Source organism: Streptomyces sp. col6, assembly GCF_008042035.1.
Classification (GTDB): Bacteria; Actinomycetota; Actinomycetes; order Streptomycetales; family Streptomycetaceae; genus Streptomyces.
Genome location: NZ_RDBL01000029.1, coordinates 309615 through 333291, shown reverse-complemented (window position 1 = coordinate 333291; position 23677 = coordinate 309615). Strand labels below are relative to the sequence as shown.

Below are 23677 nucleotides of genomic sequence, written 5' to 3'. Positions count from 1 at the left end.
TTACCGGGATATTCACGGGTCAACGGCCCCTGCACAGGCGGGAATCCCTTCAAGGAGGCGGGTCTGCCTGGCTAGGCTCGGCGGCGTGAAAATCGGCGTGAACGTCCCCAATTTCGGCCCCGGCACCGACCCCGGCGTCCTGCGCGACTGGGCGCTGACCGTGGAGGGCCTGGGTTTCGACCTGCTGATGCTCTCCGACCACGTGGCCATCACGCCCGACGTCGCCGAGCGCTACCCGGCCCCCTTCTACGAGCCCTTCACCACCCTGTCCTGGCTCGCCGGGCTCACCACCCGCGTCCGCCTCGGCACGACGGTGCTCATCGCCCCGTACCGGCACGCCCTGCTGACCGCCCGGATGGCGGCCAACCTGGACGCCCTCAGCGGCGGACGGCTTGTCCTCGGCGTCGGAGTGGGCTGGGCCCGGCAGGAGTTCGCCGCCCTCGGCATCCCCTTCGACCGGCGCGGACGCCTCACCGACGGCGTCCTGCGCGACCTCCGGGAGGCCTGGGCCGACACCGCCTCCTACGGCGACCGGCGCATCCCCGTCTGGATCGGCGGCAACAGCGACGCGGGCGTGCGGCGGGCCGTACGGTTCGGGGACGCCTGGCACCCCCTGCGCTGCACGATGCCGTGGCTCCGGGAGGGCGCGGACCGGCTGCGGGCCTCCGCGTCCGAACAGGGCCTCCCCGTCCCCGCGTTCGCGCCCCGGATCGCCCTCCGGGTCACCCCGACCCCCGTCGACGGGCCCGAACGCCTCGCGGGCGAGGGCACGATCGACCAGATCATGGAGGACCTGGACCGGTTGCGGCTGCTGGGCGCCGACACCGTCGTCCTCGACCCGTACCACGGCGACCCCCGCGAGACCTCCCGCCCGCAGCCCGCCCGCCAGGCCCTGGCCACGGTCGCCGCCCACCTCTCGACAACGGAGCAGCCATGACCACGACCGCCGACCACACCCTCCTGCGGCGCGCCATCGCCCTCGCCGCCGAGGCCCGCGAGACCGGCAACCCGCCGTACGGATCGCTCCTCGCGGCCCCGGACGGCACGATCCTCGCGGAGGACCGCAACACGACCCTCACCGACCACGACATCACCGCCCACCCCGAACTGAAGCTCGCCCGCTGGGCGGCGGCGCGGCTGGACGCGGCGACGGCCGCCGCCACGACGATGTACACCAGCTGCGAGCCTTGCACGATGTGCGCGGCGGTCATCCAGCAAGCGGGGCTGGGCCGCGTGGTCTTCGCCCTCTCCGGCGAACAACTGCTGACCATCCGGCCGGGCAGCAACCGCCCGCCCGTACCGCAGGAGGGCCCGGCGCTGCTGGAGGAGGTACGGGCGGTGGTGGAGCCGTACTACGGCGTCAGCCGGCCTTGACGGCGTCGATGAAGGGCGCCCATGCGGCGGCGCCGAGAAGAAGGGCGGGCCCTTCGGGGCGCTTGGAGTCGCGGACGGGGACTCGCCAGGTGACGGCTTCAGCGGACCACGTCGAAGACGTTCTTCTGGATGCCGTTGGGGAACGCCTCGTGCTCGACGAGCCTCAGGTGCCGGGTGTCCTTGTCCGAGCCGCTGAACAGGCGCTTGCCGGCGCCGAGGAGGAGCGGGAAGACGAGGAGGTGGTAGCGGTCGACGAGGTCCGCGTCGGAGAGGGACCGGTTGAGGGCCGCGCTGCCGTGGACGATGATCGGGGCGCCGTCGGTCTGCTTGAGGGCGGCGACGTCGTCGAGGGAGCGCAGGATGTGGGTCTCGCCCCAGTCGGAGGCGAGTCCGTCCTCGGTGAGCGTGGTGGAGACGACGTACTTGGGCATCGCCTTGTAGCCGGCGAACTCCGCCATGCCGGGCCACACGGGGCTGAACGCCTCGTAGCTGGCGCGCCCCATCATGAGCGCCCCGGCCTCCTCCTGTTCCCGGCCCTTGATCTCGTACGCCTCGGGAAGGAACTCGATGTCCTTGAAGGTCCAGCCGGAGTTCCGGTAGCCCGGTTCGCCGCCGGGGGCCTCGACGACGCCGTCGAGGGAGACGAAAGCGGTGGTGATGAGCGTGCGCATGGGTGACGTCCTTGGAGAGGGGCGGGCGGGGGCTACTGGTAGCTGTCGTACGTGGGCCTGCCCGTCGTGCGGTAGACCGCCAGGACCGTGCCGCCCTTGGTCGCCGTGACGCTGACCGGTTCCAGGGCCGTGGGGATCGCGCCGTCCGCGAAGAGGCGCTTGCCGGTGCCGATGATCACCGGGTGGATGGTGAGGCGGTACTCGTCGACCAGGTCGTTGCGCATCAGGGTCTGGGCGAGGTCGCCGCTGCCGACGACGTTGATGTTGCGGCCCTCGGTCGCCTTCAGGCGGCGTACCGCCTCGGCGGTGTCGCCCTCCAGGAGCGTGGAGTTCTGCCAGTCCACGGAGGTCAGGGTGCGGGACGCCACGTACTTGTGCATGGAGTTCATCCGCTCCGTGAACGGGTTGTCCGGGTCGGCGGTCGGCCAGTACGAGGCGAAGATGTCGTACGTCTTGCGGCCGAGGAGCAGCGCGTCGGTGTCCTCGTACCAGCCGCCGATCGCCTCACCCACCTCGTCGTCGGAAGTGGGCTTCTGCCAGCCCCCGTGCGCGAAGCCGCTCTCGGTGTCCTCGTCGGGGCCGCCGGGGGCCTGCATGACGCCGTCGAGGGTCAGGAATGTGGAAACGATGATCTTGCGCATGGGGTGCGCTCCTTTCGTCAAGGGGTAGACGTCGGGAGCGCCGGAAACTCATCGGCGAGAGCGTGGCCCCCGGCCTCACCGCACCGGGAAGCCGTACGCGTACCCCTGCTCCCGCAGCCACGGCAGGACCTGGCCCAGTGCGGCCAGGGTCTGGGAGCGGTCGCCGCCCGCGTCGTGGAAGAGGACGGTCGGGCCGTTGGCGATCTCGCCCTTGACGGTGGCGACGATGGCGTCCACGCCGGGGTGCTCGAAGTCCTTGGTGTCGACGTTCCAGCCCAGCGGCCGCATCCCGTGCGAGGCGGCGAGCTTCCGGCTGTACGGGGTGAACGCGCCGCCGGGGGCGCGGTAGTACTGCGGGTGGACGCCGCCCGACGCCTTGGTGATCATCCGTTCGGCGTCGAGGATCTCCTTGGCCTGGTACGCCTCGGACTTCTTGTCCATGGTCACGTCGTGCGAGACGGTGTGGTCGCACAGCCGGTGCCCGCCCGCCACGACGGCCTTGACCAGGTCGGGGTAGGCCTGGGCCTGCGTGCCGACCATGCAGAACGTGGCCTTGACCCCGTTCTCCTTGAGGAGCCGGAGCACCTGGGGCGTCCAGGTCGGGTCCGGGCCGTCGTCGATGGTGATGTTGACGCCCTTGGGGCCCTTGTCCGACGCGTGGGCGATCTCCTGCGCGACCGCTTCGGGCACGGACCGGTCATGCTGCGGGGCGGACTTCGCCGAGACGGCCGCCGCCCCCTGCCCGTCGGTGGTGCCGGCCTGCGCGGTCCACACCGAAGTGGCCGCGGCCAGCGCGGTGACCCCGAGAGCCGCCGCGATGAGCCGACTGTGCCACGTGCGTTCCCTGTGCTTCGCCATGTCCGCCCCGCCCCTTTGCCCGCTGCCGCCGATGCCGTGTCCGCCCTGCTCCCATCAGGACAGGCGGGTGCGCTCGGAGGCTGCCTCTGTTACCGATCGCGGACATATCTGCGGGAGACCGGCGACAAAGGAGGGGGCCTCCCCATCCGGCGCCTCGGCTGGCAGAGTCGTGCGCATGATCGACGAAGACGCCGCGAAGGAACGCCTCCACAACAATCTGCGGACCGCACGCGAGGCGGTTCTCTGGAAGCTCGACGGGCTCGGTGAGTACGACATCCGGCGGCCCCTGACCTGGACCGGGACCAATCTGCTGGGCCTGGTCAAGCACCTGTCGTTCTGGGACGCCCGGTACTTCGGGGAGGTCTTCGGGCGGCCGTTCCCCGAGCCGCTTCCCCGCCGGCAGGACAACGAACCCGGCGGGCCCGAGATGTGGGCGGCCGAGGACGAGACACGGGAGGAGATCACCAGCCGCTACCGCCGGGTGTGGGCGCACTCGGACGCGACGATCGCCACGCTCGCCCTGGACGCGCCCGGCCGGGTGGAGTGGTGGGGGCGGCCCGAGGTCCGGCTGTTCGACATCCTGGTCCACATGCACGGCGAGACCGCCCGGCACGCGGGCCACGCCGACATCCTCCGCGAACAGCTCGACCACGCGACGGGGAGGTCTGCCGCGGTCGCCGAGAAGCAGGAGGACGCGGCGTTCTGGGAGGCGCACCGGGCGAAGGTGGAACGTGCGGCGAAGGCGGTCGAAGGCGCATAACCCTCAGCGGTCCCGCTTGCGCAGGGCCTTCACCTCCCGGTCCACCGCCCACGCGTCCGCGACCGGGCCCAGGTGGCCGAGCTTGTCGGGGTTGATCACCGAGCGGACCGTCTGCACCTGGCCGTCCAGCACATCGAGGGCCAGGATGTGAAGCACGGCGCCGTCGCGCACCCGGAAGACCGCGCCCGGCAGGCCGTTGACCTCGCGCGGTTCGCAGGTGATGCCGGCCTCGGCCATGAGCGGGTAGACCATGGCGAGCAGCCGGGCCACGTGGTCCGCGCCGGCGATCTCCCTGGCCAGCTGCGGTGCCCGGCCGCCGCCGTCCCCGACGAGCTGGACGTCGGCGGACAGCAGGCTCCGCAGCCCGTCCACGTCGCCCCGGGACAGCGCGTCGAAGAACCGGCCCGCCAGCTCCCGCTGTTCGGCGCGGTCGGCCTCGAACCGGGGCCGCCCCTCGTGCATATGGCGGCGCGCCCGTACGAGCAGCTGCCGGCACGCCGCCTCGGAGCGGCCCACCGCCGCCGCGATGTCGTCGAAGCCGAAGGCGAAGACCTCCCGCAGCACGAACACCGAGCGCTCCAGCGGGCTGAGCCGTTCCAGGAGGAGCAGCGAGGCCATCGACACCGAGTCCGCCAGCTCGGCGGCCCGCGCCGGGTCGGCGTACGGGTCGTCGAGCAGCGGCTCCGGCAGCCACGGCCCCACGTATTCCTCGCGCCGCAACCGGGCGGACCGCAGGACGTCGATCGCGATCCGGGTCACCGTGGTGGACAGGAACGCCTTGACCGAATCGGGCCGGGTGGCCGAGGCGTCGTAACGCAGCCAGGTCTCCTGGACGGCGTCCTCCGCCTCGGTGACGCTGCCCAGGACGCGGTACGCGATCGAGAACAGCAGCGCCCGCAGCTCCTCGAACTCCTCGGCCTTGCCCATGCCGGTCTCCTCCCGTGCTGCTTCGACTCAGTGGAACTGTCCGGGCTGATAGTCGCCCGCCGGCTGCTGCGTGATGATGTTCAGCCGGTTCACCGCGTTCATGAACGAGACCAGCATGACGAGTGCGGTCAGCTGCTCCTCGTCGTAGAACTTGGCGGCGTACGCCCAGGTGTCGTCGTCGACCCCCGTCCCCGCGTCGGCGGTACGGGTGCCCTGCTCGGCGAGCGCGAGGGCGGCGCGCTCGGCGTCGGTGAAGACGGTGGCTTCCCGCCAGGCCGCGACCAGATGCAGCCGCACCGCGCTCTCACCGGCCGCGGCCGCTTCCTTGGTGTGCATGTCGAGGCAGGCCGCGCAGCCGTTGATCTGGCTGACCCGCAGTGCGACGAGCTCCTGCGTCACGGCGGGCAGCGGCAGCGCCTTCATCTCCCGGCCGAACGCCATGAAGTGCTTCAGCGCCCTGCCGGCGGCCGGGTTGGCGAAGTAGTTGAGGCGAGCGTTCATGGGGTGCTCCTCGGGCTGGTCGTCGGGTGCGTTCATTCCCTGGACGAGACGGGGGGCGCGGCTGTGACATCGGACGCGGTGTGTGACGTACGTCTCGCGCTACGCCGTCCGTACGCGTACGGCCTCGGCGGCCCAGTCGAGTGCGGGGGCCGGGCTTTCGGGGGCCGGCCAGCCGTTGATCACGGCGAGCAGGTGTACGTACCGTTCCCGGCGCGCGTCGTTGAGGCGCCGGAGCCGGGGGAGGAGCTCTTCGGGGCCGGTGTGCTCCGCCGTGACGGCGGCGACGATCGGGTCGGCCTCGCGTGAGGCGGGGGCGAGGCCGGCGGCCAGGGCGGGGGCGACGAGGTCGCGGACGGCGGCGGTGAAGTTGCGGCGGGGGAGGCCGTTTTGGGGGCTTTCGGCGGCGACTTCCCGGACCGTTTCCCGGAGATCGGCGCGGAATCCGGGGTCCTGGGCCAGCGCGGCCCACTCCGCCCAGGCGCGGGTCTGCGCGGCGTCGGGCTCGCCGGACAGCTCCGGCGTCATCGTCCGGGCGACACCGTCGAGCGCGAGGCCGCCGAAGACCGCGTGGAGGAAGTCGTCGACGAGGCGGCGGCGTTCGTCGTCGGTGAGCCGGGCGAGCTGATGCATGAGATCGGTCTCCTCAGGGGTGAGCCGGCGCTCGGCCACCGCGGCCAACAGCGCCTGTCGCAAACGCAGTACGCGGATCTGCACCTCCAGCGCCTCCGCGTGCGCGGCGGCGACCTCGGGCAGCGGGACCTCCCGGTCGACGACCGCGCGTACGGTCCCGAGACCGAGCCCCAGCTCCCGCAGGGTCCGTACGAGGCCGAGGCGGGCGACGCAGTCGGTGCCGTAACGGCGGTATCCGGCGGAGGTACGGCCGGCCGGCGTCACGATCCCGCGATCGGAGTAGTACCGGATCGTCTTCACACTGAGCCCGGTCAGCCGGGCCAGCTCCCCGATCGAGTAGTGCGTGTTGCCGTCCATGCCGTCCATGGGTCCAGCTTGGGGTCTCCCGCCACGGGAGACTCAAGCCGGAGGGGCCGGGACCGTACGCTCCGGCGCGGGAGCGCCCGGACAACAGGACCCCGCACGACCGCACATGACGCCGCCTGGCACCATGCGCCCATGACCATCCAGGACATACAGGCCCGGGGCGAGGCGCTTGTCGCCGCCGCTCTGGCCAAGGATGCCAAAGCCGCCCACCGCCACACGGACTTCTTCGTGTTCGGCAGACACATCGACGAGGGCATCCCCCATTGGGAGCGGGCCGTCGAGGCCGGGGACATCTGGTCGCACTACACGCTGGCCCGGTACCGGAAGATCCGGGGCGACCGGGACGCGGCGGACGCGCTGTACCGGGCCGTGGCGGAGTTCGACGCGGGGTGTGCGTACGGGCTCGGGGTGCTGCTGCGCGAGGACGGGAACACCGAGGAGGCCGCCGAGTGGTTCCGGCGGGGGTGGGAGAACGGGCGGCACCTCGACTGCAAGATCGAGCTGGGGAAGCTCATGGCCGCAGAGGGGCAGCCCGCCGAGGCCTCCGCGTTCCTGATGAGCGACACCGAGCTGGGAGACATCGCGGTCTTCCGCTGGTCACAGCTCTTCGACTCGTTCGTGGAGGTCTTCGACCGGGTCGCCGCTGCCCTCGACACCGCCGAGGCCGACGAGGACGGCGCTGCCGCCCTGGCGGCGGTGCGCGAACTCTTCGAGCTGGACGCGCACTTCGCGGACTACCCGGGGCTCGCCCCCCGCGCCGACGCGCTCTACCGCCGGGGCTCCGCGCTCAGCGCCGAGGCGGGGATGTACTACGCGATGTTCCTCACCGAGACCGGTGAGGAGTCCTGGCCCGAGGCCATCGAGCTGCTGCTCCGGGCCCGTGAGGAGGGCGTCCCGCAGGCCGCAGCCCTCCTCGGCAACAAGTGCGAGCAGCGCGGCGAGATGGCGGAGGCCGAGCGCGCCCACCTCCTGGCCGTCGAGGCGGGCGAGGAGGCGCCCAAGTGGAACCTCGGGATGCTGTGCCTGCGGTTCGGCCGGTACGACGAGGCCGAGCGCTGGTTCCGGGAGTTCGGCGACGACGACCGGGACGCCGTTCAGCAGCTCGCCCGGATCGCCGCGCTCCGCGAGGGCGGCCCCCGCGCCGCCGACGAGCCCGACTACCGGCTGCTGCCCGTACTGCGCGAGCGGGCGGAGGCCGGGGACGTACGGGCCGGGTACGAGTACGCCGACATGCTCAACGACTGGGGCGGCAAGAACGCCCGCTACCTGATCCCCTGGTTGGAGCCCGCCGCCCGCGCCGGGGACCCGGAGGCGGCGTACGACCTGGCGCAGCTGTGCGCGAAGCTGCGCCGCTTCACGGACCGCGACAAGTGGCACCGGGTGGCCGCCGAGAGGGGCGACCGCCACTCCTGCCACCACATGGGCTGGCTCTCCGACCACCACCACGACTACCAGGAGTCCGAGCGCTGGTACGCCCGCGCGGCCGGTCTCGGTTCCCGCCTGGACTCCATGCTCGCGGGCAAGCTGATGGTCCAGCGCGGGGCGTACGCGGAGGCCGAACCGTACCTCCGCCGAGCCTGGGAGGAGGGCGACGACAACGACGCCTTCCGCACGGAGACCGCCGGCTACTACGGCACCGCCCTGCGCCACCTCGACCGCCTCGCCGAGGCCATGACCCTCCTGACGACCGCCGTCGAGGGCTGGCGCGACGTCCTCCGCCTCTACGACACGGACGACCTGGACGTCCTGGCCCGGATGATCGACCCGCAGAAGGAACTGGACGCGCTGGACGAGCAGTTGGACGCGGAGTCGGAGGAGGACGACGACGAGGAGGAGTGAGCCCCCTCCCGGCTACCTCGGCGGCAGCGGCGGCCTCCTGCGGTCCGGGGCCGAGTCGTACGTCGGCGGGGTCGCCGGGGGATGCGCCGCCAGGAGGTCCAGCGCCACGCGGACCGCGTCGTCCAGCACCGCGTAGCGTCCCTCCGCCCAGTCCAGCGGGGTCCGCAGCGCCTCCAGGTCCGGTTCGACGCCGTGGTTCTCGACCGACCAGCCGTACGTGTCGAACCAGGCCGCGTTCATCGGCACCGTGATCACCGTGCCGTCGCCCAGGCGGTGGCGGCCGGTCATGCCGACGACGCCGCCCCAGGTGCGCTGGCCGACGACCGGGCCCAGCTTCAGCAGGCGGAACGCGGCGGTGATCATGTCGCCGTCGGAGGAGGTCGCCTCGTCGGCCAGGGCGACGACCGGGCCCCGGGGGGCGTTGGAGGCGTACGAGACGGGCTGGGCGTTGCGGGTCAGGTCCCAGCCCAGGATCGTGCGGGTGAGCTTCTCCACGACCAGCTCGCTGATGTGGCCGCCGGCGTTGCCGCGTACGTCCACGATCAGCGCGGGGCGGGAGACCTCCATGCGCAGGTCGCGGTTGAACTGGGCCCAGCCGGAGCCGCCCATGTCGGGGATGTGGAGGTAGCCGCACCGCCCGCCGCTCAGTTCCCGGACCACCTCGCGGCGCTTGGCGACCCAGTCCTGGTAGCGCAGGGGGCGTTCGTCGACGAGGGGGACGATCGCGATGCGGCGCGGGCGGCCCTCGCCCTCCGCCGGGCGGAACGTCAGCTCCACCGTGGTGCCGCCCGCCGCCGCCAGCAGCGGGTAGGGGCCGGTGACCGGGTCGACCGGGCGGCCGTCGACATGGGTCAGCACCGCGCCCTCGCGGATGCCCGTACCGGCCAGCGGGGAGCGGGCCTTGGAGTCCGACGAGTCGCCGGGCAGGATCCGCAGCAGGGTCCAGTCGCCGTCCCGGCACGCGAAGTTGGCGCCGAGCAGGCCGATCGCGCGCTGGTAGTGCGGCGGGCCCTCGTTGCGGCGCGCGGGCGACACGTAGGCGTGCGAGGTGCCCAGCTCGCCCAGCACCTCGCGCAGCAGGTCGGCGAACTCGTCCGGGGTGGCGACGTGTTCGACCAGGGGGCGGTACTGGTCCAGGACCCCGGGCCAGTCGATGCCGCACATGTCCGGCTCCCAGAAGTAGGAGCGGATGATGCGGCCCGCCTCGTCGTACGCGCCCCGCCACTCCGCCGCCGGGTCCACCTCGTGCAGGATGCGGCGCAGATCGAGGTAGACCGTGGAGTCGTTGTCGCCGGGTTCGGTGGCGGGGACCGCGCGCAGTTCGCCGTCGTCCATCACGACCAGGCGCGAGGCGTCGCCGCTGACCTCGAACCAGTCGAGATGGCCGACGAGTTCGGTCTTCTTCGCCTTGGCGATGCTGAAGTGCTCCAGGGTCGGCCGGCCCGACATGTCCGCCGGGTTGGCGAAGGTCTCGCCGAGCGCCCCGGAGATCGGCCAGCGCAGCCACACCAGACCGCCGCCGCTCACCGGCGCCAGCGCGGAGTACTTGGAGGCGGAGACCGGGAACGGCGTGACCCGGCTCTCCAGGCCCTCGAACTCGACGGTGACCGTCGACCCCTCCGTCATCCCCGCCTCGGCGGTGTCGACCGGGTCCAGGCCGCCCGCCGCCGGGCGCCCGTCGGGGAGCAGGGCGAAGGGGGACGGGGTCGCCGAGGAGAGCGGCACCAGGTACGGGCGGCAGCCGAGCGGGAAGGACAGGTCGCCGGTGTGCACGTCGTACACCGGGTCGAAGCCGCGCCAGGACAGGAACGCCAGATAGCGGCCGTCGCCCGTGAAGACCGGGTTCTCGTCCTCGAAGCGGCCGTTGGTGACGTCCACGATCGCGGGCTCGCCGGGACCGCCGATCCGGGCCAGCTTGATCTTGCGCAGCGAGCGGCCGATGCCCGGGTGCGACCAGGTCAGCCAGGCGCCGTCGGGGGAGAACGCCAGATCGCGGACCGGGCCGTTGACGGAGCGGATCAGCTCGACCGGCTCGCCGGTGGCCGTCTCCTCGTCGGTGTCCAGGAGCAGCAGGCGGCCGTCGTGCGAGGCGAGGGCGAGGCGTTCGCCGTCCGGGTCGGCGACCATTTCCTGGACCCGGCCGATCAGGCCCGAGGCGAGCCGGCGGACCGGGCGGTCGCCGCTGGCGCGCGGCAGCTGGGCGATCTCGACCGCGTCCTCGCCCTCCGCGTCGGTGACGTACGCGACCTGGCCCCCGCTGCCCAGCATCTCCGGCAGCCGCACCCGTACGCCCGGGGTGTCCGAGATGGTGCGGGCGGGCCCGTCGCGGTGCGTGAGCCAGTACAGACTGCCGCGTACCGACACGGCGCTCGCCCGGCCGGTCTCGTCCACGGACAGCGCGTCCACGTTGCTCGACGCGGGCACCTGGTACGACCGCCGCCCGGCGCGCGGGCCGCCGAGCCGGACCTCCAGCCTGCGGGGCACGGCGTCCGGCGTCTCCAGGTCGTCCACGAGCCACAGCTCGCCCGCGCACTGGTAGACGACGCGGCGCCCGTCGCTCGCCGCGTGCCGGGCGTAGAACGCGTCGTGGTCGGTGTGCCGCCGCAGGTCCGTGCCGTCGGGCCGGCAGGAGTAGAGGTTGCCGACGCCCTCGTGGTCGGAGAGGAACGCGATCCGGCCGCCGACGAACATCGGGCAGTCCAGGTGCCCGTCGATGTCCGGGAGCAGCCGCTCGCCGTGCAGCCACAGCCGGCCCATGGCCCCGCCCCGGTAGCGCTTCCAGGCGGCCGGTTCGTGCGGCGGGGTGCCGGTGAGCAGCAGGGTGCGGCGCTCGCCGTCGATGTCGGCGACGGCGATGTCGGAGACCGGGCCCCAGGGGAGCTTGCCGCCGGGGCCGCCGTCGGTGGGGACGCTGTAGGCCCAGGAGAAGTACGAGAACGGCTGGTTGTGCGAGGAGACGGCGAGGATCTGCGCCGCGTCGCCGGGGTCGGGCGTCCAGCCGCAGACCCGGGTGTCGGTGGAGCCCCAGTGGGTGAGCCGGCGGGACGGTCCGCCGGAGACCGGGGCGAGGTGGATCTCGGGGTCGAGGCTGCGCCAGGACGTGTAGGCGATCCGGGTCCCGTCGGGGGAGAAGCGCGGATGGCCGGCTCTGGTGCGGTCGACGGTCACCCGCCAGGCCCGTCCGGGGCGCTCCCCCTCGGCGGCGAGCGGGGCGACCCAGAGATCGTCCTCGGCCACGAAGCAGAGCAGATCCTCGTGGAGGTGCGGGAACCGGAGATACGAGACGTCGTCACTCACCCCCCAATGCTTTCCGCGCGAAGGGGGCCCGGCAACTCAGAGGGACGGCTTTTGTGGTGCGGGACACAAGCGAAACTGTTTCGTTTCGCTAGGTGGGCGGGGTACCGTTCTGCTGTACGAAACAGTTTCGTTCGATTTGCTTATGCGCAGCTTATGCGCGGCAGGCCGGGCCCACGGGAACAGGAGGTCGACCCATGGCACGCACACGGCTCACGCCCGAGCGTGAGAGCGAGCTGTACGCCGCCGTGCTCGACCTGCTCCGCGAGGTCGGCTACGACGCCCTGACGATGGACGCCGTCGCCGCGCGTACGCATTCCAGCAAGGCCACCCTCTACCGCCAGTGGGGGAGCAAGCCGGCGCTGGTCGTCACGGCCCTGCGGCACAACAAACCCGGCACCCTCGGCGACGTCGACACCGGCTCGCTGCGCGGTGACTTCCATGCCGTACTGAGCCGCAGTGACGACTGTCAGATGGAGAAGGACGCCGCGCTGATGCGGGGTCTGAGCCATGCCGTCCACAACAACCCCGACCTGCTCCAGGCCCTGCGCGAACTGCTCGTCGAACCGGAGATGACCGGTCTCGACACGCTGCTGCGCCGGGCCGTGGACCGGGGAGAGGTGAGCCCGGACAACCCGGCGCTCAGATACGTACCGCACATGCTGATCGGCGCCTTCGCCACTCGGCAGCTGGTCGAGGACCGCCCCGTCGACCAGGCATTCCTTCTCGACTACGTCGACTCCGTGATCCTCCCCGCTCTCGGCGTCTGACCTCAGGTCCCCGCGCTTTCCCGCACGGCCCCCTCCCCAAGCCCCACCTGACACGCCGCTCTCGTCGTCGGGCTGGTTCCTCACGCCCATTTCCACTCAACGACCTGACCGGGAGTACGCCCCCGTGGCCACATTCCTCTACAAGCTCGGACGGCTCGCCTTCCGGCGCCGCCGCTATGTCGCCCTGATCTGGGTGGCACTGCTGGCGCTCGCCGGGTTCGGCGCGTCCTCCGCAGCCACCGCGACCTCCAGCTCCTTCTCCATCCCCGGTACGGAGGCCCAGAAGGCCTTCGACCTGCTGGAACAGCGCTTCCCGGCCGCCAGTGCGGACGGCGCCACCGCGCGCGTCGTCTTCAAGGCCCCCGCGCACGAGAAGATGACGGACCCGGCCAACAAGGCCGAGGTCAAGAAGATCACCCGGGAGCTGAAGGACGGCTCCGACCAGATCGCCTCGGTCACCGACCCGTACACCGGCAACGCCGTCTCCAAGAACGGTTCCACCGCGTACATCTCGGTGTCGTACAAGGTCAACTCGATGGAGCTGACCGACGGGACCCGGGACGCGCTGGAGGACGCGGGCACCCACGCCCAGAAGAGCGGGATGACCGTCGAGATCGGCGGTGACGCGCTCCAGGTGATGCCGGAGACCGGCGCCACCGAGGTCATCGGCATCGCGCTGGCCGCCGTGGTGCTCGTCATCACCTTCGGCTCGCTCATCGCGGCCGGGCTGCCGCTGCTCACCGCCCTGATCGGCGTCGGCATCGGTGTCTCCACGATCACCGCCCTGGCCAACGTGCTCGACCTGGGCTCCACCACCTCCACGCTCGCGATGATGATCGGCCTCGCCGTCGGCATCGACTACGCGCTGTTCATCGTCTCCCGCTACCGCGCCGAACTGGCCGAGGGCCGGGAACGCGAGGAGGCGGCGGGCCGCGCGGTCGGCACCGCCGGGTCCGCGGTCGTCTTCGCCGGCCTCACCGTGGTCATCGCCCTCGTCGGCCTGGCCGTCGTCAACATCCCGATGCTCTCCAAGATGGGCTTCGCCGCGGCCGGCACGGTCGCCATCGCCGTCCTCATCGCGCTCACCCTCGTCCCCGCCATGCTGGGCTTCGTCGGCAAGCGGATCGTGGGACGCAAGGCGCGCAAGGCCGCCGAGGCGGAGAACAAGCCCGAGGCGAAGCCGAACATGGGCACCCGCTGGGCCCGGTTCGTGCTGCGCAAGCCGGTCTGGGTGCTGCTCGTCGGCGTCCTGGGCCTCGGCGCCATCGCCGTACCGGCCGCCTCGCTGGAGATGGGCCTGCCGGACGACGGCTCCCAGCCCACCAGCACCACCCAGCGCCGCGCCTACGACCTGCTCTCGGACGGCTTCGGCCCCGGCTTCAACGGGCCGCTGCTCGTCGTCGTCGACACCGAGAACAGCTCCGACGGCAAGGCCGCGGCCAAGCAGGTCGGCGATCAGATCTCCGGCATGAAGGGCGTCGTCGCCGTCACCCCGGCCACCTTCAACAAGGCCGGCGACGCGGCGATGATCACCGTCGTCCCGAAGGACCGCCCCAGCTCCGTCGAGACGGAGAACGTGGTCCACGCGATCCGCGACGCGGGCAAGGACATCAAGTCCGACACCGGCGCCGAGGTGCTGGTCACCGGTGCCACCGCGATGAACATCGACTTCTCGCAGAAGATGAACGACGCGCTGCTGCCCTACCTGGCGCTCGTGGTCGGCCTCGCCTTCCTGCTGCTGATGGTGGTCTTCCGGTCGGTGCTGGTGCCGCTCAAGGCGGCGCTCGGCTTCCTGCTCTCGGTCGTCGCGGCCCTGGGCGCGGTCGTCGCGGTCTTCCAGTGGGGCTGGCTCGGCTCGCTCTTCGGGGTGGAGCAGACCGGTCCGATCATGTCGATGATGCCGATCTTCATGGTGGGCGTGGTCTTCGGCCTCGCGATGGACTACGAGGTCTTCCTCGTCACGCGGATGCGTGAGGCGTACGTCCACGGCGAGAAGCCCGGCCAGGCCATCGTCACCGGCTTCAAGCACGGGGCGCGGGTCGTCACGGCCGCGGCCGTGATCATGATCGCGGTGTTCTCCGGGTTCATCGGCTCCAGCGAGCAGATGATCAAGATGATCGGCTTCTCGCTCGCCATCGCCGTCTTCTTCGACGCGTTCGTCGTCCGCATGGCGATCGTGCCCGCCGTCCTGGCGCTGCTCGGCAAGCGCGCCTGGTGGCTGCCGCGCTGGCTGGACCGCGCGCTGCCCAACGTGGACGTCGAGGGCGAGGGCCTGCGCAAGGAACTGGACGAGCCCGCCGCCGGTGACGGCGGCCCGGAGTCCGGCGACGAGCGCGAACTGATCCGCGTGTGAACCGCGCGGACTGAACTCCGGGGCCGCGTCTGAGCGGAGCGCGGCCCCGGGAGCCCGGGTTACCTGTGGGGACGGGGGGCCGGGGCGACGAGAGCCCCCGTGCATGCGCACGGGGGCTCTCGGCATGTCACGCGCGGGCGGCCTCGGGCTTCGGCGTCTCCTGGTGCGTACGCCGCAGGAAGCGGACCAGCGGGGCGCAGTCGAACTGCACCACGTCCACGCCCGCCGCGTCGTGCCGTTCCACGACCACCTGGACCCGGCCGCACGGCCATATCCGCCAGCCGTCCTGCTCGACCGGGTAGCGCAGACCCCGTTCCAGCAGTTCGCGGTCGACGGCCCACTCGGTTCCCCCGGGATAGGCGACGCGGACGGTGGCGGGGCTGTCCGCGCCGTCGAACCGCAGCTCGACCGGGACGACGGGGAGGTCACGGGCGTCGGTGACGAGCCGGGCTCGGGCATGTTCATGGATCACGGGGGACATGGGCCGACTCTCCTCCTGTTTATGCAACTTTGTTATCCAATGTCCCATATTTTATGTAAACGGCATTATGGGAACCCTGTGTAGTTGAGCCTGCACCGCTCTTGCGAACCCTTCGCAGGAGGCCCGTATCATCGAGAGGTTCACGACCCCGCGCACCCGGCGCAGCAACGCGAGAACGCAGGAAGCGGAGCCTCCCCCATGCATGTACCCGACGGATTCATCAACCCACCTGTCTCCGCCGTCGCGGGCGTCGTCGCCGCCGGTGCCGTGGCCGTCAGCCTCCGGGGTGCCCGCCGGGAACTGAACGAGCGCACCGCGCCGCTGGCCGGGCTCGTCGCCGCCTTCATCTTCGCCGTGCAGATGCTGAACTTCCCGGTCGCCGCCGGTACCAGCGGTCACCTGCTCGGCGGGGCGCTGGCCGCGATACTCGTCGGGCCCTACACAGGCGTGCTCTGCATATCCGTCGTCCTGCTGATGCAGGGCATCCTCTTCGCCGACGGCGGCCTCACCGCGCTCGGCGTCAACGTCCTCGACATGGGCATCGTCACCACCGTCGTCGCGTACGCCCTCTTCCGCGGTCTGGTCGGCGTGCTGCCGCGCACCCGCCGCTCGATGACCGCCGCCTCGTTCGTCGCCGCGCTGGTCTCCGTACCGGCCGCCGCCTGCGCCTTCACGCTGATGTACTGGATCGGCGGGACCACCGACATCCCGATCGGCAAGGTCTTCACCGCCATGGTCGGCGTCCACGTCCTCATCGGCATCGGCGAGGCCGTGATCACCGCGCTCACCGTCGGCGCCGTCCTCGCCGTCCGCCCGGACCTGGTCCACGGCGCGAAGGGCCTCGCCGATGCCGATGAGGACGTGGACGCCGACCATGGCGGTGAAGACCTTGCCGATCGGGATGTCGGTGGTCCCGCCGATCCAGTACATCAGCGTGAAGGCGCAGGCGGCGGCCGGTACGGAGACCGACCCCCACCGCCCCACCCGCGGCCTCTGGGCCACCGGCCTGGTCACCGCCCTCGTGCTCGCCGGGTTCGTCTCCTTCTACGCCTCCGCCAACCCGGACGGCCTGGAGAAGGTCGCCACGGACAAGGGCATCGACAAGGAGGCCAAGGAGCACGCCGCGAAGGACTCCCCGCTCGCCGACTACGGCGTCAAGGACGTCTCCAACGCCCGGCTCTCCGGCGGCCTCGCAGGCATCATCGGCGTCGGTGCCACCCTCGTCGTGGGCAGCGGCGCCTTCTACGTGGTCTCGCGCCGCCGCCGTACGCAGGACGAAGCCGACAGCCGCACCGACGAGAAGGTCTGACATGGGCGCCGGCCACGCGCACAAGCTCTACCGGCACGGGCATTCACCGGTCCACGACCTGCCGCCCCACTGCAAGCTCGCCGCCGTCTTCTGCTTCGTCGTGGTCGTCGTCTCCACCCCGCGCGAGGCCGTCTGGGCCTTCGGTCTCTACGCGCTGCTCATCGCGGGCGTCACCGCGCTCGCCCGCATCCCGGCCGGCTTCCTGCTCAAGCGCCTGCTGATCGAGGTGCCGTTCGTCGCGTTCGCCCTGCTCATGCCGTTCGTCGTGCCCGGCGAGCAGACCCACGTCCTCGGCCTCTCCGTCAGCGTCCCCGGCCTCTGGGGCGCCTGGAACGTGCTGGCCAAGGGCACCCTCGGCGTCGCCGCCTCCGTGCTCCTCGCCTCCACCACCGAGCTGCGCGAGCTGCTGCTCGGCCTCCAGCGCCTCAAGCTCCCGCCGCTGCTCGTCCAGATCGCGTCCTTCATGATCCGGTACGGCGACGTGATCACCGACGAGATGCGCCGCATGTCCGTCGCCCGCCGCTCGCGCGGCTTCGAGGCGAGCGGCGTACGGCACTGGGGCGTCCTCGCCAAGTCGGCCGGGGCCCTGTTCATCCGCTCCTACGAACGCGGCGAACGCGTCCACCTCGCGATGGTCAGCCGGGGCTACCGGGGATCCATGCCCGTCATCGACGAGGTGACCGCCTCGCGCACCCAATGGGCGTACGCCTCCGCCCTCCCGCTGCTCGCCCTCGCCGTGTGTCTGGTGGGATGGACCGTATGAGCACCGACCCCGCCCCCGTACCGCCCTCCCTGGAGGTCCGCGGCCTGGCGTACGCGTACCCCGACGGCCACCAGGCGCTCTTCGGCGTCGACCTGACCGTCGGGCGCGGCGAGCGCGTCGCGCTGCTCGGCCCGAACGGCGCCGGCAAGACCACCCTCGTCCTCCACCTCAACGGCATCCTGGAGGCGGGCGCCGGATCGGTGCGCGTGGCCGGGATGCCGGTGGACAAGCGGAACATGGCCGAGATCCGCCGCCGCGTCGGCATCGTCTTCCAGGACCCCGACGACCAGCTCTTCATGCCCACCGTCCGCGAGGACGTCGCCTTCGGACCCGCCGCCGGCGGACTGCGCGGCGCGGAGCTGGAGGAGCGGGTCATGGAGGCGCTGAAGCAGGTGGGGATGGAGGAGTACGCGGCCCGGCCGCCGCACCACCTCTCCTTCGGGCAGCGCCGCCGCGTCGCCGTCGCGACGGTCCTCGCCATGCGGCCCGAGATCCTGGTCCTGGACGAGCCCTCCTCCAACCTGGACCCGGCCTCCCGCCGCGAACTCGCCGACATCCTGCGCTCCCTGGACGTCACCGTCCTGATGGTCACGCACGACCTGCCGTACGCGCTGGAGCTGTGCGGCCGCGCGGTGATCCTCAGCGACGGGGTCATCGCCGCCGACGACCGCACCCAGGAACTCCTGTGCGACGAGGCCCTGATGCGCGCCCACCGCCTGGAACTCCCCTTCGGCTTCGACCCGCGCTCGGTGACCGTCCAGGCCCCGTGAAACGGCGCCCCGCGTTCCGGCATCGTGAACGTGAGGTGACCCGGCCCACCCGCGGCCTGCGACGCCGTGCACCATGGGGGCATGAGCGGGAGTGCGGCAGCAGGGGTGGACGTACGCGGCACGGCGGCGCCCGGATTCGAAGCGGTCCGGGACGCCTTCGTCCGTAACTTCGAACAGCGCGGGGACCGGGGAGCGGCGGTCACCGTCTACCGGCACGGGCGCAAGGTCGTCGACCTGTGGGCCGGCACCAGAGACGTGGACGGCAGGGAACCCTGGGCCGTCGACACCGTCCAGGTCGTCCGCTCCGCCGGCAAGGGCATCGCCGCCGCCGTCCCCCTGCTGCTCCACCAGCGCGGCCAGATCGATCTGCACGCCCCGGTCGGCACGTACTGGCCGGAGTTCAAGGCGAACGGCAAGGAACGCGTCCTCGTCCGCCACCTCCTCGCCCACCGGGCCGGCGTCCCGGCCCTCGACCGGCCGCTGACCCCAAAGGAGGCCGCGGACGGGGTGAGCGGGCCGCGGGCCGTCGCCGCCCAGCGCCCGGCCTGGGAGCCCGGCACCGCGCACGGCTACCACGCGCAGACCTACAGCTGGCTCATCGGCGAACTCGTGCGCCGCGTCACCGGGCGCACCGTCGGCCGCTGGGTCGCCGAGGAGATCGCCCGCCCGCTCGGCCTCGACTTCTGGTTCGGCATCCCGGACGACGAGGCCCACCGGGTCGGCCGCATCGGGCCCGTGGAGGCACCGGCCGCCGAGAACACCGGCGCGCTGCGGGTGCGGCCCAAGCGGTCGGTCGTCGACGCCTACCGCGACCCGGAGTCGCTGACCCGGCGGGCGTTCGGTGCGATCGACCCGCTGCCCGACGAGAACGACGGGGGATACCGGGCCGCGGAACTCCCCGCCTCCAACGGCACCGCGACCGCGCGCGGCCTGGCCCGCTGCTACGCCGCGATGATCGGCCCGGTCGACGGCCACCGGCTGTTCGCCCCGGCCACCCTGACGCTCGCCCGTACCGAGGAGTCGGCGGGCCCGGACCGGGTCCTCGTCGTCAGCACCCGCTTCGGCCTGGGCTACATGCTCCACGGCCCGGCCAGCCCGCTGCTCGCCCCCGGCTCCTTCGGGCACCCGGGCCGCGGCGGTTCGCTGGGCTTCGCGGACCCCGAGTCCGGGATCGCCTTCGGATACGTGACCAACGGCCTCCAGAAGGGAGTCACCGCCGACCCCAGGGCCCAGGCCCTGGTGCGGGCGGTGCGGTCGGTGCTGTGACCGCTGTGTGCTTCGGGGGAGTTGCCGCCGGCTGCCCCGGGCCCAGGCCCTGATCCGCGCGGTACGGTCGGCGCTATGACTCGCTTCGATGGATACGGCGTCCTCATCACCGGTGCGGGCCGGGGCATCGGTGCCGCCACCGCCCGCCTGCTCGCCGCCGAGGGCGCCCGCGTGCTCGTCACCGACCTGGACGGCGACCGGGCCAAGACCGTGGCGGCGGAGATCCGTGCGGCCGGCTTCACGGCCGATGCACAGGTCTGCGATGTGGCGGACCGGGCCGCCGTCGAGGCGGCCGTGGCGTACGCCGTGGAGACCTTCGGCGGGCTCGACGTCCTCGTCAACAACGCGTACGCGTGCAGCCTGGACAGCACGCTCTTCGAGGACGAGCCGGACGAGACCTGGCACCGCGACCTGGACATCAGCCTGGGCGGCGCCTACCGCTGCGCGCGCGCCGCGATGCCGCACCTCGCCGCGTCCGGCCGGGGCGCGATCGTCTCCATCGGCTCCGTCAACGGCATGCAGGACTTCGGCAACCACGCCTACAGCGCCGCGAAGGCGGGCCTGGCGAGCCTCACCCGCACCCTCGCCGGCCACGCGGGCCCGCGCGGCGTCCGCGCCAACCTCGTCGTCCCCGGCACGATCCGCACCGACGCCTGGGCGGGCCGCGAGGCGGAACTGGACCGGGTCAGCGCGCTGTACCCGCTGGGCCGGGTCGGGGAGCCGGAGGACATCGCGAAGGCCGTCGCCTTCCTCGCGTCGTCGGACGCGGAGTGGATCACGGGCACGTCTCTGTGCGTGGACGGGGGGCTCACGGCGGTGAACACGGGGTTCCGGGCGGCGGTTTCGGAGTAGCGCGGCGGGCCGGCCGGACGGCCCACGCCCCGGCTCCCCTCCTCCGCGAACGCTCGCCCCGCCCGTGTGCAAGTACGGGGTGAGACCGCCGCCCCGGCGGCCTCGGACAGGAGACTTCATGGACCCGGACGAGGACCTGCTCGCCCGTTCCGCACGTGAACCCACGGCCTTCGAGCCGCTGGTGGCCCGGCACTCGGCGGCCCTGCACGGCTACCTCGTACGCCGCGCCCCGGCCGCCGCCGACGACCTGCTCTCCGAGGTGTGGCTCCAGGCGTACGCCCATCGCGGCACGTTCGACGCCGCGCGCGGCTCCGCCCGGGGCTGGCTGTTCGGCGTCGCCCGCAACGTACTGTCCCGCCACCGGCAGACCACGGCGCGCGCCGCGGCCCGCACCGAGCCGGAGCCCGACGCCACGACGGCCGACCCCTGGCAGGCGGTCGACCAGCGGCTGGACGCCGCGTCCGTCGCACCCGAGCTGCGCCGCAAACTCGCGGAACTCCCTTCGACCGAGCGCGAGTTGCTGCTGCTCGTGGCCTGGGAGCAGCTGACCCCCGCCGAGGCGGCCGCCGCCGTCGGCATACCCGCCGGAACCGCCCGTTCCCGCCTGCACCGGGCCCGCGCCCGCCTGCGCGACGGACTGACCGGCCCCACCCGTACGACCCTGACGGGAGACTTCGCATGACGCACGAGAACCAGCACACCGACGTACTCGACTTCCCCGGCGCCGCCGCCCTGGAGCGCGCCGGCCGCACCGAACCGCTCGACCCGGCGGTCCAGGCCCGCGCACACGCGCTGATCCTGGACGCGATCGCGGCGGACGCCGCTCCGGCCCCCGTCGTGCGGCCCCGCTTCGGACGCCGCCGGGTGTTCGCCCTCGCGGCGGCGGTCGCGGCCATCGCGGTGGGCGCGGCGATCGTCCCGGTCACCGACGTCGGAGGCGACGGCCCGGCGGCGAGCGCGTCGGCGTCAGAGGTGTTCACGAGCATGGCGGACCACCTGACGGTCGCCAAGGGCGCCCACGGCGGGATGATCACCGGGCAGATCAGGTCGTCGGCGTACTGGAAGAGCACGGTGGAGACGTGGATCGATGGCCAGAAGCCCCGCACGGACACCCGCTACCTGAGTCATGACTCGGTGACCATCAAGACCGCGGACGGCCGGACCTTCACCAAGAGGATCCCCGGACGCGCCAGTTGGCCGGTCGGCAAGGGGTCGGTGACCTGGGAAGGTCTCGACGACCTGCCCACCGAGCCCGACGCACTGCGACGCAAACTGGCAGAGGGTTCCCACGGGGCCGACGACGCAGCCGAGCAGACCGTCCAGCAGGCCGGCCAACTGCTGACCGACGCCCCGCTGTCCCCCGAGCTGCGCGCCGCGATCTTCCGCGTCCTGGCGAAGACACCCGGGGCCACGGTGAAGGAGGGTGCGAAGGACGCGAAGGGCCGTTCCGGCACCCGCATCTCCTGGAAATGGGCCAAGCACTTCAACGAACAGAAGCCGAAGGACTGGGGCTTCTGGCCGAACTACTACGTGGACAGCCCCGAGGACGCGGGCAGCCCCAAGGGCGAGGACGCACCCACCGGATTCAAGCTGGAGTCCGCCCCGACCCTCCGCTCGAACTGGATCGTCTCCCCGTCCGACGGGCGTGTCCTGGAGGTCAACAGCGACCCGGACGACGACCCCGGCCACGTCGTGCAGCGTGAGACGTATCTGAGCGTCGGCCCGGCGAAGACCACGGGCTGAGAGGGCCCGCTCGCCAACGGGCTTCAGCGTCGCTCGGCGCGTTCCATGACATCGTGCACCGGAAGCGCGTTACCAGGGGATCTCCCCCTCGTCGCTGAAGAAGCGGCCGGTCGGGCCGCCGTCCTCCACGGTGGCCAACTGGATCGCGGAGGTCGCACCCTGCTGCGGGGTGCGCGTCCCGCGGAAGCCGTTGAGGTCGGTCGCGGTGTAGCCGGGGCAGACGGCGTTGATCAGGATGTTCGTGTCGGCCAGCTCCTTGGCGTACTGCACGGTGACGGCGTTGAGGAAGCTCTTGGACGGCGCGTAGGCGATGGAGATCGGGCCGGTCTCGGCGCCCGGAGTGGTCTGGAGCGTGAGGGAGCCGACGCTGCTGGACACGTTCACGATCCGCGGCGAGGGGGAGCGGCGCAGCAGCGGGAGCAGGGCGTTGGTGACGCGGATGACGCCGATCACGTTGGTCTCCACGGTTGCCCGCACCCGGTCCACGTCGACCGTGGTGGGCTCCTGGGGGTGGCCGCCGGTGATCGCCGCGTTGTTGACGAGCGCGTCGAGCCGCCCGGTCCGCTCCTCCACCAGCCGGGCCGCCGCGGTCACGCTCGCGTCGTCGGTCACGTCCAGGGGTACGCCGAACACGTCGGCCCCGGCCGCGCGCAGCTTGGCCACGGCGGCCTCGCGCCGCTCCTCGTCCCGGGCGCCGACGCCGACGGTCCAGCCGAGCGCGCCGAGTCCGGCGGCGATCTCGTATCCGATGCCCTTGTTGGCCCCGGTCACCAGCGCGACCTTGGGGTGGTTCATGGTGTTCGTCTCAGTCATGACTCCGATACTTCTCCCGCACCGGGCGGGGCGTCCAAGACCGACCGGGTGGGCGGCGATACCGCTGGGGTATCGCCCCTGGCCGGCCCGGTTACGCTGGCGGGGTGGAGACACGTGAACTGCGGTACTTCGTCGCGGTCGCCGAGGAGCTGCACTTCGGCCGGGCCGCACAACGGCTCGGGATCGCCCAGCCCCCGCTGTCGCGGGCGATCGGCGGACTCGAACGGCGACTGGGCGCGCTGCTCCTGGAACGCGGCAGCCGGGGTATCACCCTGACCCCGGCCGGGGCGGTGCTGCTGCGGGAGGCACGGGCGGCGCTGGACGCCGTCGAGGCCGCCGAGCGCCGTACCCGCCGGGCCGCTCTCACCGCGGCCGGTCAGCCCACCGTGGTCCTCGCCGCGAAGGCGGGCGCCTCCGGCGAACTGCTGGCCAAGCTCCTCGACGCGTACGCCGCCGAGCCCGGTGCCGTCACCGTGGACGTCCTGCTGTGCGGGCCGGGCGAGCAGGCGGGGGTGCTGCGGGACGGCCGGGCCGACGTGGCCCTGCTGCACCGGCCGTTCGACGACCTGGCCGGCTTCGACACCGAGGACTTGCACACCGAGGGCCAGGTCGCGGTCCTCCCGGCGGGCCACCCCCTCAGCCTCCGCCCCCACCTGAGCCTCGCCGAGGTCACCGACCTCCCCGACCTCCCCCTCC

Annotated in this window: 22 protein-coding genes and 2 pseudogenes; 14 read left to right on the top strand and 10 right to left on the bottom strand. The window is 72.3% G+C overall.

Annotated features, from left to right (window positions below; translation table 11 throughout):
- Nucleotides 1-85 precede the first annotated feature (85 nt).
- Nucleotides 86-937, top strand: coding sequence for a TIGR03619 family F420-dependent LLM class oxidoreductase (locus tag EAO73_RS30750; RefSeq protein ID WP_147974788.1), 852 nt, complete (start codon nt 86-88; stop codon nt 935-937).
- Complete coding sequence (locus EAO73_RS30745) at nt 934-1374, top strand: nucleoside deaminase (protein ID WP_147974787.1); 441 nt, start codon at nt 934-936, stop codon at nt 1372-1374. Before EAO73_RS30750 ends, EAO73_RS30745 begins: the two co-directional genes overlap by 4 nt.
- Here the strand turns inward: EAO73_RS30745 and EAO73_RS30740 are convergent.
- From EAO73_RS30740 to EAO73_RS30725, 4 genes and pseudogenes are all read right to left on the bottom strand, one after another.
- A pseudogene (locus EAO73_RS30740) lies at nt 1361-1423 on the bottom strand (DUF397 domain-containing protein); the annotation flags it as partial. The gene EAO73_RS30745 and the pseudogene EAO73_RS30740 sit on opposite strands and share 14 nt — an antisense overlap.
- Nucleotides 1424-1472: 49 nt before the next feature.
- Nucleotides 1473-2045 (bottom strand): dihydrofolate reductase family protein, encoded by a 573-nt coding sequence (locus EAO73_RS30735; protein WP_147974786.1) that lies wholly within the window; start codon nt 2043-2045, stop codon nt 1473-1475.
- Nucleotides 2046-2077: 32 nt separating this feature from the next.
- Entirely contained in the window at nt 2078-2686 is a 609-nt protein-coding gene (locus EAO73_RS30730; RefSeq protein ID WP_147974785.1) for a dihydrofolate reductase family protein, read from the bottom strand.
- A gap of 75 nt (nt 2687-2761) precedes the next feature.
- Nucleotides 2762-3544 carry a polysaccharide deacetylase family protein gene (locus EAO73_RS30725; RefSeq protein ID WP_147974784.1) on the bottom strand — a complete coding sequence of 261 codons (783 nt, stop codon included), beginning with the start codon at nt 3542-3544 and terminating at the stop codon, nt 2762-2764.
- A 175-nt stretch (nt 3545-3719) separates the two neighbouring features.
- Here EAO73_RS30725 and EAO73_RS30720 point away from each other — a divergent pair, with 175 nt between their 5' ends.
- On the top strand, nt 3720-4304 hold the full coding sequence (locus EAO73_RS30720) for a DinB family protein (RefSeq protein ID WP_147974783.1): 585 nt from the start codon (nt 3720-3722) through the stop codon (nt 4302-4304).
- A gap of 3 nt (nt 4305-4307) precedes the next feature.
- Here the strand turns inward: EAO73_RS30720 and EAO73_RS30715 are convergent, their stop codons facing one another.
- From EAO73_RS30715 to EAO73_RS30705, 3 genes are all read right to left on the bottom strand, one after another.
- Nucleotides 4308-5231, bottom strand: coding sequence for an RNA polymerase sigma-70 factor (locus EAO73_RS30715; protein WP_147974782.1), 924 nt, complete (start codon nt 5229-5231; stop codon nt 4308-4310).
- Between the two features lie 27 nt (nt 5232-5258).
- Nucleotides 5259-5732, bottom strand: a complete 474-nt coding sequence (locus EAO73_RS30710; protein WP_147974781.1) for a carboxymuconolactone decarboxylase family protein — start codon at nt 5730-5732, stop codon at nt 5259-5261.
- 99 nt (nt 5733-5831) lie between these two features.
- On the bottom strand, nt 5832-6719 hold the full coding sequence (locus EAO73_RS30705) for a MerR family transcriptional regulator (protein WP_147975396.1): 888 nt from the start codon (nt 6717-6719) through the stop codon (nt 5832-5834).
- Nucleotides 6720-6860: 141 nt separating this feature from the next.
- Between EAO73_RS30705 and EAO73_RS30700 the strand changes: the two genes are divergently transcribed.
- Complete coding sequence (locus tag EAO73_RS30700) at nt 6861-8567, top strand: sel1 repeat family protein (RefSeq protein WP_147974780.1); 1707 nt, start codon at nt 6861-6863, stop codon at nt 8565-8567.
- Between the two features lie 12 nt (nt 8568-8579).
- On the opposite strand, the gene EAO73_RS30695 is transcribed toward EAO73_RS30700, so the two are convergent.
- On the bottom strand, nt 8580-11864 hold the full coding sequence (locus EAO73_RS30695; RefSeq protein WP_147974779.1) for a S41 family peptidase: 3285 nt from the start codon (nt 11862-11864) through the stop codon (nt 8580-8582).
- Nucleotides 11865-12058: 194 nt separating this feature from the next.
- On the opposite strand from EAO73_RS30695, the gene EAO73_RS30690 reads away from it, so the two are divergent.
- Together EAO73_RS30690 and EAO73_RS30685 are read left to right on the top strand one after the other, a co-directional pair.
- Nucleotides 12059-12631 (top strand): TetR/AcrR family transcriptional regulator, encoded by a 573-nt coding sequence (locus EAO73_RS30690; protein WP_018524847.1) that lies wholly within the window; start codon nt 12059-12061, stop codon nt 12629-12631.
- 124 nt (nt 12632-12755) lie between these two features.
- A complete protein-coding gene (locus tag EAO73_RS30685) occupies nt 12756-14984 on the top strand; it encodes an MMPL family transporter (protein ID WP_147974778.1) in 2229 nt (742 codons plus the stop codon).
- Nucleotides 14985-15111: 127 nt separating this feature from the next.
- Here EAO73_RS30685 and EAO73_RS30680 read toward each other — a convergent pair whose 3' ends face one another.
- A complete protein-coding gene (locus tag EAO73_RS30680) occupies nt 15112-15465 on the bottom strand; it encodes an SsgA family sporulation/cell division regulator (RefSeq protein ID WP_147974777.1) in 354 nt (117 codons plus the stop codon).
- 198 nt (nt 15466-15663) lie between these two features.
- Between EAO73_RS30680 and EAO73_RS30675 the strand changes: the two are divergent.
- The 7 genes and pseudogenes from EAO73_RS30675 (at nt 15664) to EAO73_RS30645 (ending at nt 22168) form a co-directional block, all read left to right on the top strand.
- Nucleotides 15664-16774 (top strand): annotated as a pseudogene (locus EAO73_RS30675) (energy-coupling factor ABC transporter permease).
- A gap of 1 nt (nt 16775) precedes the next feature.
- The gene (gene cbiQ / locus EAO73_RS30670; protein WP_147974776.1) at nt 16776-17537 is read left to right on the top strand and encodes a cobalt ECF transporter T component CbiQ; all 762 of its coding nucleotides are present in this window, start codon (nt 16776-16778) and stop codon (nt 17535-17537) included.
- Complete coding sequence (locus EAO73_RS30665) at nt 17534-18307, top strand: energy-coupling factor ABC transporter ATP-binding protein (protein WP_147974775.1); 774 nt, start codon at nt 17534-17536, stop codon at nt 18305-18307. Before cbiQ ends, EAO73_RS30665 begins: the two co-directional genes overlap by 4 nt.
- A 105-nt stretch (nt 18308-18412) precedes the next feature.
- Nucleotides 18413-19573, top strand: a complete 1161-nt coding sequence (locus tag EAO73_RS30660; protein ID WP_147975395.1) for a serine hydrolase domain-containing protein — start codon at nt 18413-18415, stop codon at nt 19571-19573.
- Nucleotides 19574-19648: 75 nt separating this feature from the next.
- The gene (locus EAO73_RS30655; RefSeq protein ID WP_147974774.1) at nt 19649-20425 is read left to right on the top strand and encodes an SDR family NAD(P)-dependent oxidoreductase; all 777 of its coding nucleotides are present in this window, start codon (nt 19649-19651) and stop codon (nt 20423-20425) included.
- A gap of 118 nt (nt 20426-20543) precedes the next feature.
- Nucleotides 20544-21107, top strand: coding sequence for an RNA polymerase sigma factor (locus EAO73_RS30650; RefSeq protein WP_147974773.1), 564 nt, complete (start codon nt 20544-20546; stop codon nt 21105-21107).
- A complete protein-coding gene (locus EAO73_RS30645; protein WP_147974772.1) occupies nt 21104-22168 on the top strand; it encodes a CU044_5270 family protein in 1065 nt (354 codons plus the stop codon). Before EAO73_RS30650 ends, EAO73_RS30645 begins: the two co-directional genes overlap by 4 nt.
- Before the next feature lie 69 nt (nt 22169-22237).
- Here the strand turns inward: EAO73_RS30645 and EAO73_RS30640 are convergent, their stop codons facing one another.
- On the bottom strand, nt 22238-22981 hold the full coding sequence (locus tag EAO73_RS30640) for an SDR family oxidoreductase (RefSeq protein WP_147974771.1): 744 nt from the start codon (nt 22979-22981) through the stop codon (nt 22238-22240).
- Nucleotides 22982-23085: 104 nt separating this feature from the next.
- On the opposite strand from EAO73_RS30640, the gene EAO73_RS30635 reads away from it, so the two are divergent.
- A partial coding sequence (locus tag EAO73_RS30635) for a LysR family transcriptional regulator (RefSeq protein ID WP_147975394.1) occupies nt 23086-23677 on the top strand: 592 nt, incomplete at its 3' end.